This window comes from Pseudomonas sp. NFIX49, assembly GCF_900115915.1.
Classification (GTDB): domain Bacteria; phylum Pseudomonadota; class Gammaproteobacteria; order Pseudomonadales; family Pseudomonadaceae; genus Aquipseudomonas; species Aquipseudomonas pharyngis.
Genome location: NZ_FOYE01000001.1, coordinates 469,914 through 484,221, shown reverse-complemented (window position 1 = coordinate 484,221; position 14,308 = coordinate 469,914). Strand labels below are relative to the sequence as shown.

General features: G+C 61.3%; 17 protein-coding genes. 6 read left to right on the top strand and 11 right to left on the bottom strand.

Annotated features, from left to right (window positions below):
• Positions 1-22: 22 nt before the first annotated feature.
• The gene (locus BMZ46_RS02205; RefSeq protein WP_039766172.1) at positions 23-919 is read right to left on the bottom strand and encodes a LysR family transcriptional regulator; all 897 of its coding nucleotides are present in this window, start codon (positions 917-919) and stop codon (positions 23-25) included.
• 120 nt (positions 920-1,039) lie between these two features.
• On the opposite strand from BMZ46_RS02205, the gene BMZ46_RS02200 reads away from it, so the two are divergent.
• Entirely contained in the window at positions 1,040-1,795 is a 756-nt protein-coding gene (locus BMZ46_RS02200; protein ID WP_074688257.1) for an SDR family NAD(P)-dependent oxidoreductase, read from the top strand.
• Positions 1,796-1,854: 59 nt separating this feature from the next.
• Here the strand turns inward: BMZ46_RS02200 and BMZ46_RS02195 are convergent, their stop codons facing one another.
• Positions 1,855-2,292: a multidrug/biocide efflux PACE transporter gene (locus BMZ46_RS02195; RefSeq protein WP_074688259.1), complete on the bottom strand. Its 438-nt coding sequence runs from the start codon at positions 2,290-2,292 to the stop codon at positions 1,855-1,857.
• Between the two features lie 88 nt (positions 2,293-2,380).
• Here BMZ46_RS02195 and BMZ46_RS02190 point away from each other — a divergent pair, with 88 nt between their 5' ends.
• A complete protein-coding gene (locus BMZ46_RS02190; protein ID WP_074688261.1) occupies positions 2,381-3,235 on the top strand; it encodes a LysR family transcriptional regulator in 855 nt (284 codons plus the stop codon).
• A 1-nt stretch (position 3,236) separates the two neighbouring features.
• On the opposite strand, the gene BMZ46_RS02185 is transcribed toward BMZ46_RS02190, so the two are convergent.
• Complete coding sequence (locus tag BMZ46_RS02185; protein WP_074688263.1) at positions 3,237-4,073, bottom strand: LysR family transcriptional regulator; 837 nt, start codon at positions 4,071-4,073, stop codon at positions 3,237-3,239.
• A gap of 111 nt (positions 4,074-4,184) precedes the next feature.
• Between BMZ46_RS02185 and BMZ46_RS02180 the strand changes: the two genes are divergently transcribed.
• Positions 4,185-4,910: an SDR family oxidoreductase gene (locus BMZ46_RS02180; RefSeq protein WP_064598864.1), complete on the top strand. Its 726-nt coding sequence runs from the start codon at positions 4,185-4,187 to the stop codon at positions 4,908-4,910.
• A 195-nt stretch (positions 4,911-5,105) separates the two neighbouring features.
• On the opposite strand, the gene BMZ46_RS02175 is transcribed toward BMZ46_RS02180, so the two are convergent.
• From BMZ46_RS02175 to BMZ46_RS02165, 3 genes are read right to left on the bottom strand one after another with little or no spacing between them, the layout of a single operon-like run.
• A complete protein-coding gene (locus BMZ46_RS02175; RefSeq protein ID WP_074688265.1) occupies positions 5,106-6,350 on the bottom strand; it encodes an RNA polymerase sigma factor in 1,245 nt (414 codons plus the stop codon).
• Positions 6,343-6,687 (bottom strand): YciI family protein, encoded by a 345-nt coding sequence (locus BMZ46_RS02170; RefSeq protein ID WP_007951101.1) that lies wholly within the window; start codon positions 6,685-6,687, stop codon positions 6,343-6,345. The genes BMZ46_RS02175 and BMZ46_RS02170 overlap by 8 nt, the downstream gene beginning before the upstream one ends.
• A gap of 40 nt (positions 6,688-6,727) precedes the next feature.
• On the bottom strand, positions 6,728-7,153 hold the full coding sequence (locus tag BMZ46_RS02165; RefSeq protein WP_039766156.1) for a YybH family protein: 426 nt from the start codon (positions 7,151-7,153) through the stop codon (positions 6,728-6,730).
• 142 nt (positions 7,154-7,295) lie between these two features.
• On the opposite strand from BMZ46_RS02165, the gene BMZ46_RS02160 reads away from it, so the two are divergent.
• Together BMZ46_RS02160 and BMZ46_RS02155 are read left to right on the top strand one after the other, a co-directional pair.
• Positions 7,296-7,781, top strand: coding sequence for a GNAT family N-acetyltransferase (locus BMZ46_RS02160; RefSeq protein WP_074688267.1), 486 nt, complete (start codon positions 7,296-7,298; stop codon positions 7,779-7,781).
• Positions 7,782-7,798: 17 nt separating this feature from the next.
• Positions 7,799-8,404: a pyridoxamine 5'-phosphate oxidase family protein gene (locus BMZ46_RS02155; RefSeq protein ID WP_074688270.1), complete on the top strand. Its 606-nt coding sequence runs from the start codon at positions 7,799-7,801 to the stop codon at positions 8,402-8,404.
• Between the two features lie 178 nt (positions 8,405-8,582).
• Here the strand turns inward: BMZ46_RS02155 and BMZ46_RS02150 are convergent, their stop codons facing one another.
• The 3 genes from BMZ46_RS02150 to BMZ46_RS02140 form a co-directional block, all read right to left on the bottom strand.
• Positions 8,583-9,071, bottom strand: a complete 489-nt coding sequence (locus BMZ46_RS02150; protein WP_074688272.1) for a GNAT family N-acetyltransferase — start codon at positions 9,069-9,071, stop codon at positions 8,583-8,585.
• A gap of 317 nt (positions 9,072-9,388) precedes the next feature.
• Complete coding sequence (locus BMZ46_RS02145; protein WP_039766149.1) at positions 9,389-9,883, bottom strand: GyrI-like domain-containing protein; 495 nt, start codon at positions 9,881-9,883, stop codon at positions 9,389-9,391.
• 68 nt (positions 9,884-9,951) lie between these two features.
• The gene (locus tag BMZ46_RS02140; protein WP_039766147.1) at positions 9,952-10,614 is read right to left on the bottom strand and encodes a LysE family translocator; all 663 of its coding nucleotides are present in this window, start codon (positions 10,612-10,614) and stop codon (positions 9,952-9,954) included.
• Between the two features lie 139 nt (positions 10,615-10,753).
• Here BMZ46_RS02140 and alaC point away from each other — a divergent pair, with 139 nt between their 5' ends.
• The gene (gene alaC, locus BMZ46_RS02135) at positions 10,754-11,962 is read left to right on the top strand and encodes an alanine transaminase (protein WP_074688274.1); all 1,209 of its coding nucleotides are present in this window, start codon (positions 10,754-10,756) and stop codon (positions 11,960-11,962) included.
• Between the two features lie 192 nt (positions 11,963-12,154).
• On the opposite strand, the gene BMZ46_RS02130 is transcribed toward alaC, so the two are convergent.
• Positions 12,155-13,507 (bottom strand): GntP family permease, encoded by a 1,353-nt coding sequence (locus tag BMZ46_RS02130; RefSeq protein WP_011335581.1) that lies wholly within the window; start codon positions 13,505-13,507, stop codon positions 12,155-12,157.
• 82 nt (positions 13,508-13,589) lie between these two features.
• Positions 13,590-14,123: a gluconokinase gene (locus BMZ46_RS02125; protein WP_011335582.1), complete on the bottom strand. Its 534-nt coding sequence runs from the start codon at positions 14,121-14,123 to the stop codon at positions 13,590-13,592.
• Positions 14,124-14,308 lie beyond the last annotated feature (185 nt).

Genomic DNA, 14,308 nt, shown 5'->3' with positions numbered 1-14,308 from the left:
CCACAGGGATTTGCGGCAGGAATCAGAGCGTCGAACGAATCAAATCCCCCAGCCAGTCCATGAACACCCGCACCCGCAATGGCAGATGCCGCTGCCTCGCGTACAACAGTGATATGCCCATCGCCGGCGCGGTGTATTGCGGCAACACCGTCACCACCTCACCGGTATCCAGATAGGTGTTCATCCCGGTACGCGGCACCTGAATCAGACCGAAGCCCCCAAGGCATGCCGACTCGTAGGCATCGGTGCTGTTGACCGTCACACTGCCGGCCATCGGCACTCGGTGGACCTGTCCGTCCTGCTCGTAGACAAACCCTTCCGAACGCGAACCCAGCACACCGACGTAGTGCACCAGCCGATGCTGCGCCAAGTCTTCCAGAGTCTGCGGCACGCCGTAACGCTCGAGATACGCGGGGCTGGCGCAGTTGATCATGCTGAAATCCCCCAGATGCCGCGCCACCACCGATTGATCGGGCTGCGCGCCGATGCGCAGCACGCAATCAAAACCTTCGGCGAGCAGGTCGACCCGACGATCGGTGCTGCTGATTTCCAGTTCCAGGTTCGGATGACGGGCCATGAATTCCGGCAACTTCGGCATGATCAGCCGCCGCGCCAGAATGTTCGGCATGTCAATCCGGATCCGCCCGGTCAGCGACGCTTCGTCCTGACGGAACAGGTTTTCGATTTCGTCCATGTGCGACAGCAGATCCTTGCTCCGCTCATACAGCGCGAGGCCGTCCTGAGTCGCCTGGACCTTGCGCGTGGTGCGTTGCAGCAGGCGCGTGCCGAGCAGGCTTTCCAGCGCCTGCACCTGCTCGGACACCGTCGAGCGCGGCAGCCCGAGACTCTCCCCCGCCATCGTAAAACTCGACAATTCGCTGACCCGGACGAAGGTGCGCAGCAGTTCCAGTTTGTTCATGGGCCACCCATTGATTGTTCGGACAGTTCGACCAGTGATTCCGGTTTCAGTCTGTTTATCACCTCATGGCGGATAAATAAACTTTGCCCCATCAACCGTCACCGCCATCGAGGAAAACCCATGAACCGCAAAATCGCATTGATCACCGGTGCCAGCCGTGGCCTGGGCAAGAACGCCGCCCTGCACCTCGCCGCGCAAGGCGTGGACATCATCGGCACCTACAACAGCCGCGCCGATGAAGCCCAGGCGCTGGTGCAGGAACTGCAAACACTCGGCGCCAACGCCGTGATGCTGCAACTGGATGTCGGCCGCAGCGAAGGCTTTGCCGATTTCGCTGTGCGAGTCGAGCAGGCGCTGCAACAGCTGGAGCGTCCGCGCTTCGATTTCCTGATCAACAACGCCGGGATTGGTGTGCATGCGTCGTTCGCCGACACCACGCCGGAGCAGTTCGACCTGCTGATGAACGTGCAGTTGAAAGGGCCGTTCTTCCTGACTCAGCAACTGCTGCCGCTGATCAACGATGGCGGGCGGATCATCAACATCTCCAGCGGTCTGGCGCGTTTCACCCTGCCGGGTTATGCCGCTTACGCTGCGATGAAAGGCGCGATGGAAGTGCTGACCCGTTATCAGGCCAAGGAGCTGGGGGCGCGGCAGATCGCGGTGAATATCCTGGCACCGGGCGCCATCGAAACCGACTTCGGCGGCGGCGCGGTGCGCGACAATTCGGGGCTGAACGCGATGGTCGCCAGTAACACCGCACTGGGCCGTGCCGGGCAGCCGGATGACATTGGCGGTGCGCTGGCGCTGCTGCTGTCGCCGGGAGCGCAGTGGATCAACGGTCAGCGGATTGAAGCGTCGGGCGGGATGTTTCTCTAAACCTGCACAAAGTCCGGACAAAAAAAATCGCAGCCCTCACAGGCGGCGATTTTTTGTTTTCAGCTCTGGCAAACGCTGCGCATCACCAGCCGTTCGCGCACCACGTCATAACCCCAGTGATAAACGTAGGTGTATGGCAGGAAGAACAGCAGCACGCCGATGTCGAGCAGGAACGCCTGCCACAGGCTGACCGACAGCCACCAGGCAATCAGCGGCACGCCCATCACGATCAACCCGCCCTCGAACAGCAGCGCGTGCGCCACCCGCACCCAGGCGTTGTGGGCGATGTTCCAGCGTTTGAGCATCCGGTCGAAGAAGCCGTTGAACACCACGTTCCAGCCCAGGGCCAGCAACGCGATGGCGATGGTGACGGCGCCCATTTCCACCAGCGGTTTACCCATGATCCACGCCAGCAACGGGGTACAGATCAGGATCGCCAGCAATTCGAAACCGATGGCCTGGAAGATACGTTCAGTGATGGATTTGTTGGCAGTCATGGCCGAAGTCCTCTGTGAAGATGGTTGCCACGATCCAGCACCACACCGATACTTCATAACCAATAACCATCGATCAAGGCGATAGTTCATGGCTTCTCAGGAAGTGTTGCTGGCGTTTGTCCAGGCGGCGACTCAAGGCTCGTTTTCAGCGGCAGCGCGCAAGCTCGGGCGCAGTCAGTCGACCGTGAGTGCGGCGGTGGCGAGTCTGGAGATTGATCTGGATCTGGTGCTGTTCGACCGCAGCAGCCGCAAACCGACGCTGACCCCGGCCGGGCACGTGATGCTGCAACGGGCCGAGGCGATTCTGGCGGCCACCAGCCGCCTGGAAATGACCGCCCGGCAATTGGCTCAGGGCGTCGAGCCGAAACTGACGGTGGCGATTTCCGACACTTATCAGTCCGACCGTTTCGAAGCGGCACTGGTGGGCTTCGAACAACGTTATCCGGACCTGGAGCTTGAATGCCTGATCGCCGAATGCGATGACTTGATCGAACTGGTGCAGCGCGGGCGGGCGCACCTGGCGTTCGCCGAGATGCAGGACAACTACCCACCGGATCTGGCGAGCGCGACCGTCGCCGAGCGTACGGAAATCGCCTTGTTCGTGGGGCGCGGCCATCCGTTGGCGACACAGGAATCCATCGATCAAACGATCCTTGAACAGCATCGCGAGCTGCGCCTGGCGACCATCGTCAATCCCTATGACAGTCGCGGCAAAGGCCGGGTGTGGTCGGCGCCGAGTTATCTGATGTTGCTGGAAATGGCCGAGAAAGGCTTCGGCTGGGCGCCGCTGCCGCGCTGGCTGGTGGAGCGTTTCGGCAATGACTTGCTGGTGGAACTGAAGGTGCGTGGCTGGCCGAAACCGGTGTTCGTCGATGCCCTGTGGTCGCGGCTGTACCCGCCGGGGCCGGCGGGGAGCTGGTTGCTGAGCAAGATGCTGGAGTAGCTCAGGCCGCCTCGATCGCTGCCGGGCGGTTCACCTGAAAATACTCGTGCAACCCGCGCATCGTCGGCAACTCCAGCGCCTGCGCCGCGTAACACAATCCCACCCGCCGGGTCGGCGCCGGCAGGTGCAGCGCGCGCACGACGATGCGCTCGTGCCCGCTCACCAGCGACTGCGGCAACATCGCCACGCCGACACCCGCCGCCACCATGTGCAACGCCTGTTGCAGTGAACCGGCATGTCCCGCCACCGCTTCCGGCGAGCGTCCGTACAGCGCCATCAACCGCTGATGTGAAGGATGCTGTGGGCAGGTGATCCAGTCCTCGATCGGCGCCCAGCCTGCTTGCGCGTTTGCCATCGGATGATCGAGAGGCAGCGCCATCACATAGGACTCTTCCCACAGCGGCAGGAACAGTTCGTCCTCGCAGCACATTTCCTCGACCGCCAACCGACCGTCGCCATGACAGCCCTCCTCCAGGGTCAGCAGCAGATTGGGCATCGCCTGATGAGCCATCCGCACGAAGGCTTCGATGTGGCTGGCGGCGATGTCGCCCTCGATGCCGAGGGTCAGCGGTGCGCGATTTTCGCGGCCGCGAAACATCCGGCTCAGCGCCTCGGATTCGGCCACCATCCGGCGTGCCTGCGGGTACAGCAGTCGCGCTTCGTCGCTGACGTCCACACCACGAGGCTGACGCACAAACAGCGTTGCGCCGAGCTCCTCTTCCAGCTGTTTGATGGTCACCGACAACGTGGGCTGACTGATGAACAGCCGTTGCGCGGCAGCGGTGATGTTGCGTTCCTCGAACACCGCGAGGAAGGCTTTGAGATGGCGGATATCCATAGGAAATTCCGATAGCAGACAGAGGAATAAGGCATTTTTCAGCCTCCAGCGGGCTAAATATACTGCGTCACGAATCTGGTTATTTGTTTTTCTTATCTCAGGAGTTCAACCATGAGCAAGCCCTTGATCATCATCACCGGCGCCAGCTCGGGCATCGGCGAAGCCACCGCCCGCCGCTTGAGCGCTGCCGGCCATCCGCTGCTGTTGCTGGCCCGGCGCATCGAACGCCTCGAAGCACTGGCCCTGCCGAACACCCTCAGCCGCCGCGTCGACATCACTGACCGCGGCGCTTTGCTGGCCGCCGTTGCCGAGGCCGAAGCGCAATTTGGCCCGGCCGATGCACTGATCAACAACGCCGGGGTGATGCTGCTGGGCGAGATGAGCAAACAGGATCCGGCGCAGTGGGACCAGATGCTCGACGTCAACGTGAAGGGCCTGCTCAACGGCGTGCACGCGGTGGTGGCCGGGATGATCGAGCGCAAGCATGGCACCATCATCAACGTCAGCTCGGTGGCCGGGCGCAAGACCTTCCCCAACCATGTGGCCTATGTCGGGACCAAGTTTGCGGTGCATGGGCTGTCGGAGAATCTGCGTGAAGAGCTGTCGCCGCATAACGTGCGGGTGACCACGATTGCGCCGGGTGCGGTGGAGACCGAGTTGCTGAGCCACACCACGGATGAGGCGATCAAGACCGGGTATCAGGCCTGGAAGCAGGACATGGGTGGCACGGTGTTGAGTGCTGAGGATGTGGCGACGGCGATTGCTTATGCGTATGGGCAGCCGCAGGGGGTTTGTATTCGGGAGATTGTGATGGCTGCGACTCGGCAGCAGGCCTAAAAGCTAAAGGCGAAAGGCAAAATCAAAAGCGCCCTCACCCTAACCCTCTCCCGGAGGGAGAGGGGACTGACCGAGGTGTCTTACGTCATACATCGACCTGAAAGATCTGGTCGATTATGGATTCACAGCGAACCGTTCAGGTCGGCGTATATCCCCAATATCCCCGGATCGGTCCCCTCTACCTCTGGGAGAGGGCTAGGGTGAGGGCAAGCGGTCCAAAGCCGAAAGCCGCCCCTCGATAAACCGCCGCTCCGGCTCTTGCCGAGTCAATTCCAAGGCTCGCCGGTAAGCCGCCCGCGCCTCCTCAACCCGCCCCAACTGCCGACAAAACTCCGCCCGCGCCGAATGCGCCAAGTGGTAATCCTGCAAATCCCCGCGCCTCAAAATCCCCTCAACCAGGGTCAACCCCGCCAGCGCCCCGTCACGCTTGGCCACCGCTACCGCCCGGTTCAACTCGATCACCGGCGACGGCACCGCCCGCAGCAACACGTCATACAGCCCGACGATCTGCGCCCAGTCCGTCTCCACAGCGGTTGGCGCTTCGGCATGCACCGCCGCAATCGCCGCTTGCAGGCAGTACGGCCCGAAGCGTCCGGTGCTCAGCGCCCGCTCCACCAGATCGCAGCCTTCGGCAATCAACTCGGCATTCCACAATCCGCGATCCTGATCATCCAGCAGAATCAGTTCACCATCAGGCGAAGAGCGCGCCGAACGCCGCGATTCATGCAACAACATCAACGCCAGCAAGCCCATGACTTCCGGATCCGGCAACAACTCCAGCAGCAACCGCCCGAGACGGATCGCCTCGCGGGTCAGGTCTTCGCGGGTCACCTGGGCGCCGCCGGATGCCGAATAGCCTTCGTTGAACACCAGATAAATCACCCGCAACACGCTGTCGAGGCGCTCGGGCAATTCGCTGAGGGCTGGAACTTGATAAGGGATTTTCGCATCGCGAATCTTCGCCTTGGCCCGCACGATGCGCTGGGCAATCGCCGCCGGGGCCGAGAGGAATGCGCGGGCGATTTCCTCGGTGGTGAGGTCGCAGACTTCACGCAGGGTCAGCGGCACCTGCGCGTCCGCCGCCAGCGCCGGGTGGCAGCAGGTGAAGATCAGGCGCAGGCGATCGTCTTCCACGTCTTCGGCGTCCCATTCGGACTGCTCCAGTTCTTCCAGTTGCGCCAGCAATAACGGCTGCGAGGCCTTGAACCGCGCGCGACGGCGCAACACGTCAATGGCCTTGAAGCGCCCGGTAGAGACCAGCCAGGTCCGCGGATTGTCCGGCACGCCGTCACGCTGCCAGCGTTCGACCGCGACGAAGAACGCCTCGTGCAAGGCTTCTTCGGCGAGGTCGAAATCGCCGAGCAGGCGGATCAGGGTCGCGAGGATCCGCCGCGAGTCTTCGCGATAGACCTGCTCGACCCGCGCCCTGACTTCAGACATTCAACTGGCGCACGGGACGCACTTCGACGCTGCCGACCCGGGCCGCCGGAATGTTGCCGGCGACCTGAATCGCTTCGTTGAGGTCCCGCGCGTCGATCAGGTAGAAACCGGCCAACTGCTCCTTGGTCTCGGCGAACGGGCCGTCGGTGATCGACAGCTTGCCGTTGCGCATGCGCACCGTGGTGGCGGTCTGCACCGACTCCAGCGCTTCGGCGGCGACCATCCGGCCGCTGCCCTGAATCGACTCGGCGTAGGCCCAGCACTCGGCATCTTCCGGGCTGTCGGGCGATGAATGCAGCAGGCGCTCATCGCTGTAGACCAGGCATAAATACTTCATGGCGTTCTCCTGAATCGGACGGATCAACTATGGCTGAAGATCAGGGTTTCGCATCGAACAGGGTCGCGCCGGTCATCGGATCGAACGGTGCCGACCAGTGTTCGTGGGCGATCTTCCACGCCCCGCCGACCTGCCGGTAACAGGCGGTGACGCGCATCCAGCAACTCTGGGTTTCGCCCTTTTCATTGGTCCCGCCGCAATTAGCGACCCAGTGGGCGAAGGCGATGTTGTCGGCGGTCTCGATGGCGATTTCGTGGAACTCGAAAATGTGCGGGCCGGGGCACATTTCCATGCAATCCACCCAGTGCGCGCGGTAGGCCGGCTTGCCCTTGAATTGCAGGGCCTTGATCGCATCGAAGGAAACGATGTCGTCGGCGTACAGGGCCATGACTTTTTCCACGTCCTTGGTCATCACCGCCTCGCGGTAGGTATCGATCAGGCTTTGAATCTGCGCTTGCGTACTCATGGTGTTTCTCCCTGGTTTTTGTTGTGAAGACACCCTTAGTCGTTCGGCGATTTGCCGGATCGACAGTTGAAACAAAAAAATTCCGGAGAAGACAAACTCGCTAGAATCCGAGGCTCATCTTTGTAGGAAAAAGGAAATTCCCGTGTCAGCCCGACTCGTGCCTTACGAAAGCCTGAACGCCACCCAACGCCAACAGGTCGAGGCCATTGAAATCCACGCCGAGCAGATCAAGTTCTCCGGCGACATCCACGGTGCGTTGCACACCCTGCTGTCGAAGCCCGGCCCCGGCGTGAAGGGTTTTGCGCTGCTGGCCGAAGACGTGCCAGTGGCCTTCCTGCTGCTCAAACGCCCGCCGGTGTTGCCGGAATGGGCCGATGAACACAGCGCCACCCTGCATGCGTTGCAGGTCGATCACCGCGCCCAGGGCAAGGGTTACGGCAAGGCTTGCCTGCTGGCGTTGCCGGAAGTTGCGCGTCAGGCCTGGCCGGAGATCAAAGGGCTGGAACTGTCGGTGGACGCCGACAATGACGCTGCGATTGCGCTGTACGCCAAGTACGGCTTCGTCGACAGCGGCGAAGCGTACAAGGGCCGCATCGGTTACGAGCGGCGCATGGGGCTGTTCTTCTAATCGTCGAGGGAGCAACGATGATCGATTCAATCGAAGCGCTGGAAGCCATCTACGGCTTGCCCCACGAACGGGCGGTGCGCAAGCAGATCGGCTTTCTCAACGAGGACTATCAGGCGATGGTCCGGGTTTCGCCGCTGGTAATTGTCAGCTCGGTTGGCGCTGATGGCATCGACGGTTCTCCGCGCGGCGATACGCCGGGGTTTGTGCGGATCATCGACGAGCGCACTCTGGCTCTGCCGGATCGCCCGGGCAACAACCGCATCGATACCTTGCGCAACGTGCTGCACGATCCGCGGGTGTCGCTGCTGTTCATCATTCCGGGGATTGGCGAGACGTTGCGGGTCAACGGCACCGCGTCCATCAGCGCTGATCCGCAGTTACTGGATAGCTTCGCGGTGAACGGCAAACCGGCGCGCACGGTGTTGCTGGTGACGGTGGAGGCGGCGTTTTTTCATTGCTCCAAGGCATTCGTGCGTTCGGATGCGTGGAATCCGCAAACCCACTTACCGCGCTCGGCGCTGCCGACGGCGGGTGCGTTTCACAAGCGTCTGAATGATGGGCAGTTTGATGCCGAGGCCTATGATCGCGAGGCCCCGGCCAGAGTACGTGACACCCTCTACTGACCCCGCCCACCGATCGTTCCCACGTCGAGGCGTCGAACCGTCTGCGTGGGAATGCAGACTTTGACGCTCTGCGTCACGACGGTGCCAGGCGTTGCATCAGTGGTGCGGCAGGAACGCGGAGCGTCCCGGGCTGCATTCCCACGCAGAGCGTGGGAACGATCAGGTCAGGGGTTCTTCTTCAGAGGGGCAGGATCATCTCGTGCCACGCCATCCCGCCGTGGTCGGACTCGGACGGTTTGATGTAGGCAAAACCGAATCCGGCGTACAGCGGGATGTGCCGCTCCTTGCACATCAGATGAATCGTCGCCTTGCCCTGCTCGCGCATGCGTTCGATAAATTCGCCCAGCAGACGCTTGGCCAGGCCCTGGCCCTGATAGTCCGGGTGCACCACCACCGACATGATCACCACGTTCGGCCCCGCCGGGTCGTGGCCGATCAGTTCCTTGAACGCCTCGTCGGACATCTGCACGTCAAATGCCGCGCCGGAGTTGATGAAGCCGGCTACCTGCCCGTCCACTTCGGCGACGATGAAACCGTCCGGCCAGGTGGCGATGCGCGTGGCGATCTTTTCGCGGGTCGCGGCTTCGTCGCCTTCATAGGCGAGGGTTTCGATGGCGTAGCAGCGGTCCAGGTCGGCGGCGGTGACGTGGCGGATGACGGCGTTCATGGCGACTCGAAATCAGAGGAAACAAGGCCGCCAAGGATAAAGGAATAAGGTGTTCATATCGATCCGCACGGGCGGCGTAAAGCCTGCGTATAAGCGCTTTTCTTCGGATTCGGGACGGTCTATTTCTGGTGCCTGTCTCTGATCACCCGAGGGGGGAACCGTTTATGAGCAGCGTGGAAATCGGTTTGTTGATGGTGTTGGGCATCAGCTTCTTCGGCTTTATTACTCTGGGCATCGACCTGTTGCGGGCACGACGGATCAAGGGCAAATAAAGCCTGATCGGCAGCGCGAAGCGGGTTCGCGCTGCCGGTTATTCGTCAGGTTTTCTTTTCCACCGGGACGCAGATTTCCAGCTTGCCGGTATTGGTTTTTGGATTGAAATCGGCGCTGTAGCGTTCCAGCTCCGGGGCGTTGAGCCCTTTGTATTCGGAATTCGGCAGCCAGGTGTTGTAGATGTAGTCAATGGTCTGCGGCAGCTGATCCAGCGAACCCTTGTGTTCGAACACCGCGTACTGGCGTGGCAGGATTTCGATCCACGGATACTTTTCCTGTGGAAACTCATCGAGCTTGCTGATCTCGACCCCGGCCATGTAGTCAAAACCGCCATTACCGTCGAAATTGCTGCAGACACCGTAAGTCACTTCGCTCTTCTGCCCCGGAATATGCCCGATGTGCGGGATGAGTTTTTCCCACAGTGCAGAGATGTCCCGAACGGTCTCTTTGGTGAAGCGATCGCGAAATCCTGCAATCAGCAGGAAGTGTCCATGTTCGAAGCGAGGTTCAGCCACTTCGACGCGTTTTTGCTCATCCATGACTCGACTCCTTGAACGAAAAAAGTGGGTTCGGCTGGGAGTATAGAAGCCAAACCCGATTCGCACATTTACAGCGTATGCAGGGCCTCGGCGGCGCCGGAACCGACGAACTCGTTATAACCGGATACGATCACGTAGACCGCGAAATAGCAGAAGATCGCTGCCGATGCCATGTAGGAATAGCGCAGCAGTTTGTCGCCCAGCAACTTGCCGCCATGGCTCGCGGCAAAACACAGTCCCGCCGACCACAGCAGCCCGGCGCACAGGAAACCACCGAGAAACAGCGCCGAGCTCAAAGGACCGCCGCCACCGGAACGGGCGATCAACGTGCCGCCCACGGCCGCGAACCAGAGGATGGCGCTCGGCGATGACATGGCGAGAAAGATCCCACGGAAGAATTCCTTGCGATGGGAGTTCTGGCCGACTTCGGCGGTCGCCGCCAATTGCGCCTCGTGGTGGATCGCCGAATAGATCATCTTCGCCGCGAAGTAGATCAACAGCGCTGAACCACCGATCCACAGCACCCAGCGCACGGTTTCGTATTGCAGCAGAACGGTCATTCCGGCCAGCGCCAGCACCGCGTAGATCAGGTCGCCGACGCAGGTGCCGAGACCCAGCGCGAAGCCCTGAAAATAGCCGCGCTGCATCGCCAGGGTGATCATCGCGATGTTGGCCACGCCGATATCCAGGCACAGCGAAAGGCTCAGCAAGAAGCCGCTGGTGAATTCCATTAACCGATTTCCTTGGGAAAAATTTGTTTACAAATGCGCTGGACAGTCTGCCATCGCTGCCCTTATCGTCCGCCACAGGTCACCGCAGTGACCAGCGTCGCTCGGACGGTTCCGGGCGCTTACGTTATCCGAGGCAACAATGGCTGAACAAGGTTCGCCGCGCCGCTTTGCGCGCATAGATCGACTCCCCCCTTACGTTTTCAACATCACCGCCGAGCTGAAGATGGCTGCCCGACGTCGCGGCGAAGACATCATCGACTTGAGCATGGGCAACCCCGACGGCGCCACGCCGCCGCACATCGTTGAAAAACTGGTGCAGGTTGCACAACGCGAAGACACCCACGGTTACTCCACGTCCAAGGGCATTCCGCGCCTGCGCCGGGCGATTTCCAACTGGTACAAGGAACGCTACGAGGTCGAGATCGACCCGGAAAGCGAAGCCATCGTCACCATCGGTTCCAAGGAAGGCCTGGCGCACCTGATGCTGGCGACCCTGGATCAGGGCGACACCGTACTGGTGCCGAACCCGAGCTACCCGATTCACATCTACGGTGCCGTGATTGCCGGCGCCCAGGTGCGGTCGGTGCCGCTGGTGCCGGGCGTGGATTTCTTCGCCGAGCTGGAACGGGCGATTCGCGGCTCGATCCCGAAACCGAAGATGATGATCCTCGGCTTCCCGTCGAACCCGACCGCGCAGTGCGTGGAGCTGGATTTCTTCGAGCGGGTGATTGCTCTCGCCAAACAGTACGACGTGCTGGTGGTGCACGACCTGGCTTACGCCGACATCGTCTACGACGGCTGGAAAGCCCCGTCGATCATGCAGGTGCCGGGCGCCAAGGACATTGCGGTGGAGTTCTTCACCCTGTCCAAGAGCTACAACATGGCGGGCTGGCGGATCGGTTTCATGGTCGGCAATCCGGAACTGGTCAGCGCGCTGGCACGGATCAAAAGCTACCACGACTACGGCACCTTCACCCCGCTGCAGGTGGCCGCGATTGCTGCGCTGGAAGGCGATCAGCAATGCGTGCGCGACATCGCCGAGCAATATCGCCAGCGCCGCAATGTGCTGGTCAAAGGCCTGCATGAGCTGGGCTGGATGGTCGAGAACCCGAAAGCTTCGATGTACGTCTGGGCGAAGATTCCCGACGCCTACGCGCACCTCGGCTCGCTGGAATTCGCCAAGAAACTGCTGGCCGAGGCCAAGGTCTGCGTCTCGCCGGGTGTCGGTTTTGGTGAGTACGGCGACGATCACGTGCGCTTTGCGCTGATCGAAAACCAGGATCGGATTCGTCAGGCCGTACGCGGGATTCGCGGGATGTTTCGGGCTGATGGCCTGGGCACTAAGTAACTGCCTCCTCCCCACCTGATCGTTCCCACGCTCCGCGTGGGAATGCAGCCCGGGACGCTCCGCGTCCCTGCCGAAAGCGGACGCAGAGCGTCCATTGAGGCATTCCCACGCGGAGCGTGGGAACGATCACTCGCGAATTGCACCCACAAAAAAACCGCATCGCTGCGGTTTTTTTGTGTCTTGCGTTCGAGGTTAAACGAACAGCGACAGCAACAGAATAAAGCCCAAACCCACCACCGACAGGATGGTTTCCATCGCGGTCCAGGTCTTGAAGGTCTCGGCGACGGTCATGTTGAAGTACTGCTTCACCAGCCAGAAACCGGCGTCGTTGACGTGGGACAGGATCAGCGAGCCGGCACCGGTGGCCAGCACCAGCAGCTCACGGTTCACGCCCGGAATCATCCCTACCACCGGCACCACAATGCCCGCGCCAGTAATGGTCGCCACGGTGGCCGAACCGGTCGCGATGCGGATCACCGCCGCCACCAGCCACGCCAGCAGGATCGGCGAGATCTGCGCGCTGACCGCCATGTGGCCGATCACGTCGCCCACGCCGCTGGTCACCAGCATCTGCTTGAATCCGCCGCCGGCACCGATGATCAGGATGATCGCCGCGGTCGGCGCCAGGCTCGCATCCAGCCATTTGAGCATCTGCTGAGAACCGATGCCCTGCTTGTGACCGAAGGTGTACAGCGACAGCAGCAATGCCAGCAACAGTGCCGAGATCGGGTGACCGATCATGTCCATCCAGGTGCGGAAGAAATGACCGTCCGGCAGCGCCACGTCAGCGAAGGTTTTCAGCAGCATCAGGAACACCGGCAGCAGCACGGTGACCAGGGTGATGCTGAAGCTCGGCAGATTGGCCGAATCGTTTTCACGGGCCAGTTGATCGACCAGTTCCTGATTTGGCGTACCGGGAATGTGCTTGGCGATGAACGTACCGAAGATCGGACCGGCAATGATGGCGGTCGGCAGCGCGACGATCAGACCGTACAGAATGGTCTTGCCGATGTCGGCACCGAACACGCCGATGGCCAGCAGCGGGCCCGGGTGCGGCGGCACCAGACCGTGCACGGCGGACAGGCCGGCGAGCAGCGGGATGCCGATCTTGATGATCGACACACCGGTGCGGCGAGCCACAATGAACACCAGCGGAATCAGCAACACGAAGCCGATTTCGAAGAACAGCGGAATGCCCACCAGGAACGCCGCGAACATCATCGCCCACTGGACCTTGTCCTTGCCGAACGCGCGGATCAGGGTCTGGGCGATCTGATCGGCACCGCCTGACTCGGCCATCATCTTGCCGAGCATCGTACCCAGCGCGAGGATGATGCCGACGAAACCGAGCACGCCACCGAAGCCGTCCTGGAACGCCTTGATGATGGTGCCGATCGGCATGCCGGAGGTCAGGCCGAGGAACGCGGCGGCGATGGTCAGGGCAATGAAGGGGTGAATCTTGAATTTGGTGATCAGGACGATGAGTCCGATCACCGTGACCACTGCATCGAGCAGCAGGTAGGCGTCATGGGACATGCCAAACATTGGGGGTGTCTCCTGGTTTGTTGTTGTTATTAAAGCGGTTTAATCAGAAGTCGAAAGGACAGCGCTATCTTCGCAATCACACTCATACCGCCTGTTTCAGGCCATGGGCCTGCCACCAGACGTGGGCTTGCGCCGCCAGTTCTTCAACGCTGTGGATCGAAGCATTCAGAGCCAGGGTCAACGGCTCGCCCTTGGGCGACTCGAGAGTGGCGAACTGGCTTTCGATCAGGGTGGCCGGCATGAAGTGGCCCGGACGGTGGGACACACGTTCGGCGGCCACTTCAGGCGTCAATTCGAGGAACACGAAGCCCAGGCCCGGCAAGGCGCTGCGCAGCACTTCGCGATAACTGTGCTTGAGGGCCGAGCAAGTCAGCACCGGGCGCTCGCCCAGGGCATCGACGCGACGCAGTTCATCGCACAGGCTGTCGAGCCAGCCGGCACGGTCTTCGTCGTTCAGGGGGATCCCCGCGCTCATCTTTTCGATGTTCGCGGCCGGATGGAAAGTATCGCCTTCAATGGCAGTGGCGCCGCTCAATTGGCACAGGGCCTCGCTGACGCACGTCTTGCCGCAACCGGCAACGCCCATGATGACCAGGGCGGTGATGGGATGATTCATGTAACACCTCAGCGCGCAGACAGCGCTACCTTTGCTAGCTATGACTCTAGTGCACAGGCAGAAGTTGCCGACGCCTTCTTGTCGTTTTTTTTGGGTTGCAGCAGGTTTTGTCCGTACGCCAAAAAGCGAGGATCAGGCAGGACCTCGCTTACGCATTTGCAGCTGCATAAGGACAGCGCTACCTT

Bases quoted from the DNA above. Each gene is read 5' to 3' on its own strand.
- BMZ46_RS02185 (WP_074688263.1), bottom strand. From the start codon at position 4,073: ATGGATATCCGCCATCTCAAAGCCTTCCTCGCGGTGTTCGAGGAACGC.
- BMZ46_RS02205 (WP_039766172.1), bottom strand. From the start codon at position 919: ATGAACAAACTGGAACTGCTGCGCACCTTCGTCCGGGTCAGCGAATTG.
- BMZ46_RS02180 (WP_064598864.1), top strand. From the start codon at position 4,185: ATGAGCAAGCCCTTGATCATCATCACCGGCGCCAGCTCGGGCATCGGC.
- BMZ46_RS02130 (WP_011335581.1), bottom strand. From the start codon at position 13,507: ATGTTTGGCATGTCCCATGACGCCTACCTGCTGCTCGATGCAGTGGTC.
- BMZ46_RS02200 (WP_074688257.1), top strand. From the start codon at position 1,040: ATGAACCGCAAAATCGCATTGATCACCGGTGCCAGCCGTGGCCTGGGC.
- BMZ46_RS02165 (WP_039766156.1), bottom strand. From the start codon at position 7,153: ATGAGTACGCAAGCGCAGATTCAAAGCCTGATCGATACCTACCGCGAG.
- BMZ46_RS02195 (WP_074688259.1), bottom strand. From the start codon at position 2,292: ATGACTGCCAACAAATCCATCACTGAACGTATCTTCCAGGCCATCGGT.
- BMZ46_RS02155 (WP_074688270.1), top strand. From the start codon at position 7,799: ATGATCGATTCAATCGAAGCGCTGGAAGCCATCTACGGCTTGCCCCAC.
- BMZ46_RS02150 (WP_074688272.1), bottom strand. From the start codon at position 9,071: ATGAACGCCGTCATCCGCCACGTCACCGCCGCCGACCTGGACCGCTGC.
- BMZ46_RS02175 (WP_074688265.1), bottom strand. From the start codon at position 6,350: ATGTCTGAAGTCAGGGCGCGGGTCGAGCAGGTCTATCGCGAAGACTCG.
- BMZ46_RS02140 (WP_039766147.1), bottom strand. From the start codon at position 10,614: ATGGAATTCACCAGCGGCTTCTTGCTGAGCCTTTCGCTGTGCCTGGAT.
- BMZ46_RS02190 (WP_074688261.1), top strand. From the start codon at position 2,381: ATGGCTTCTCAGGAAGTGTTGCTGGCGTTTGTCCAGGCGGCGACTCAA.
- BMZ46_RS02125 (WP_011335582.1), bottom strand. From the start codon at position 14,123: ATGAATCATCCCATCACCGCCCTGGTCATCATGGGCGTTGCCGGTTGC.
- BMZ46_RS02145 (WP_039766149.1), bottom strand. From the start codon at position 9,883: ATGGATGAGCAAAAACGCGTCGAAGTGGCTGAACCTCGCTTCGAACAT.
- BMZ46_RS02170 (WP_007951101.1), bottom strand. From the start codon at position 6,687: ATGAAGTATTTATGCCTGGTCTACAGCGATGAGCGCCTGCTGCATTCA.
- alaC (WP_074688274.1), top strand. From the start codon at position 10,754: ATGGCTGAACAAGGTTCGCCGCGCCGCTTTGCGCGCATAGATCGACTC.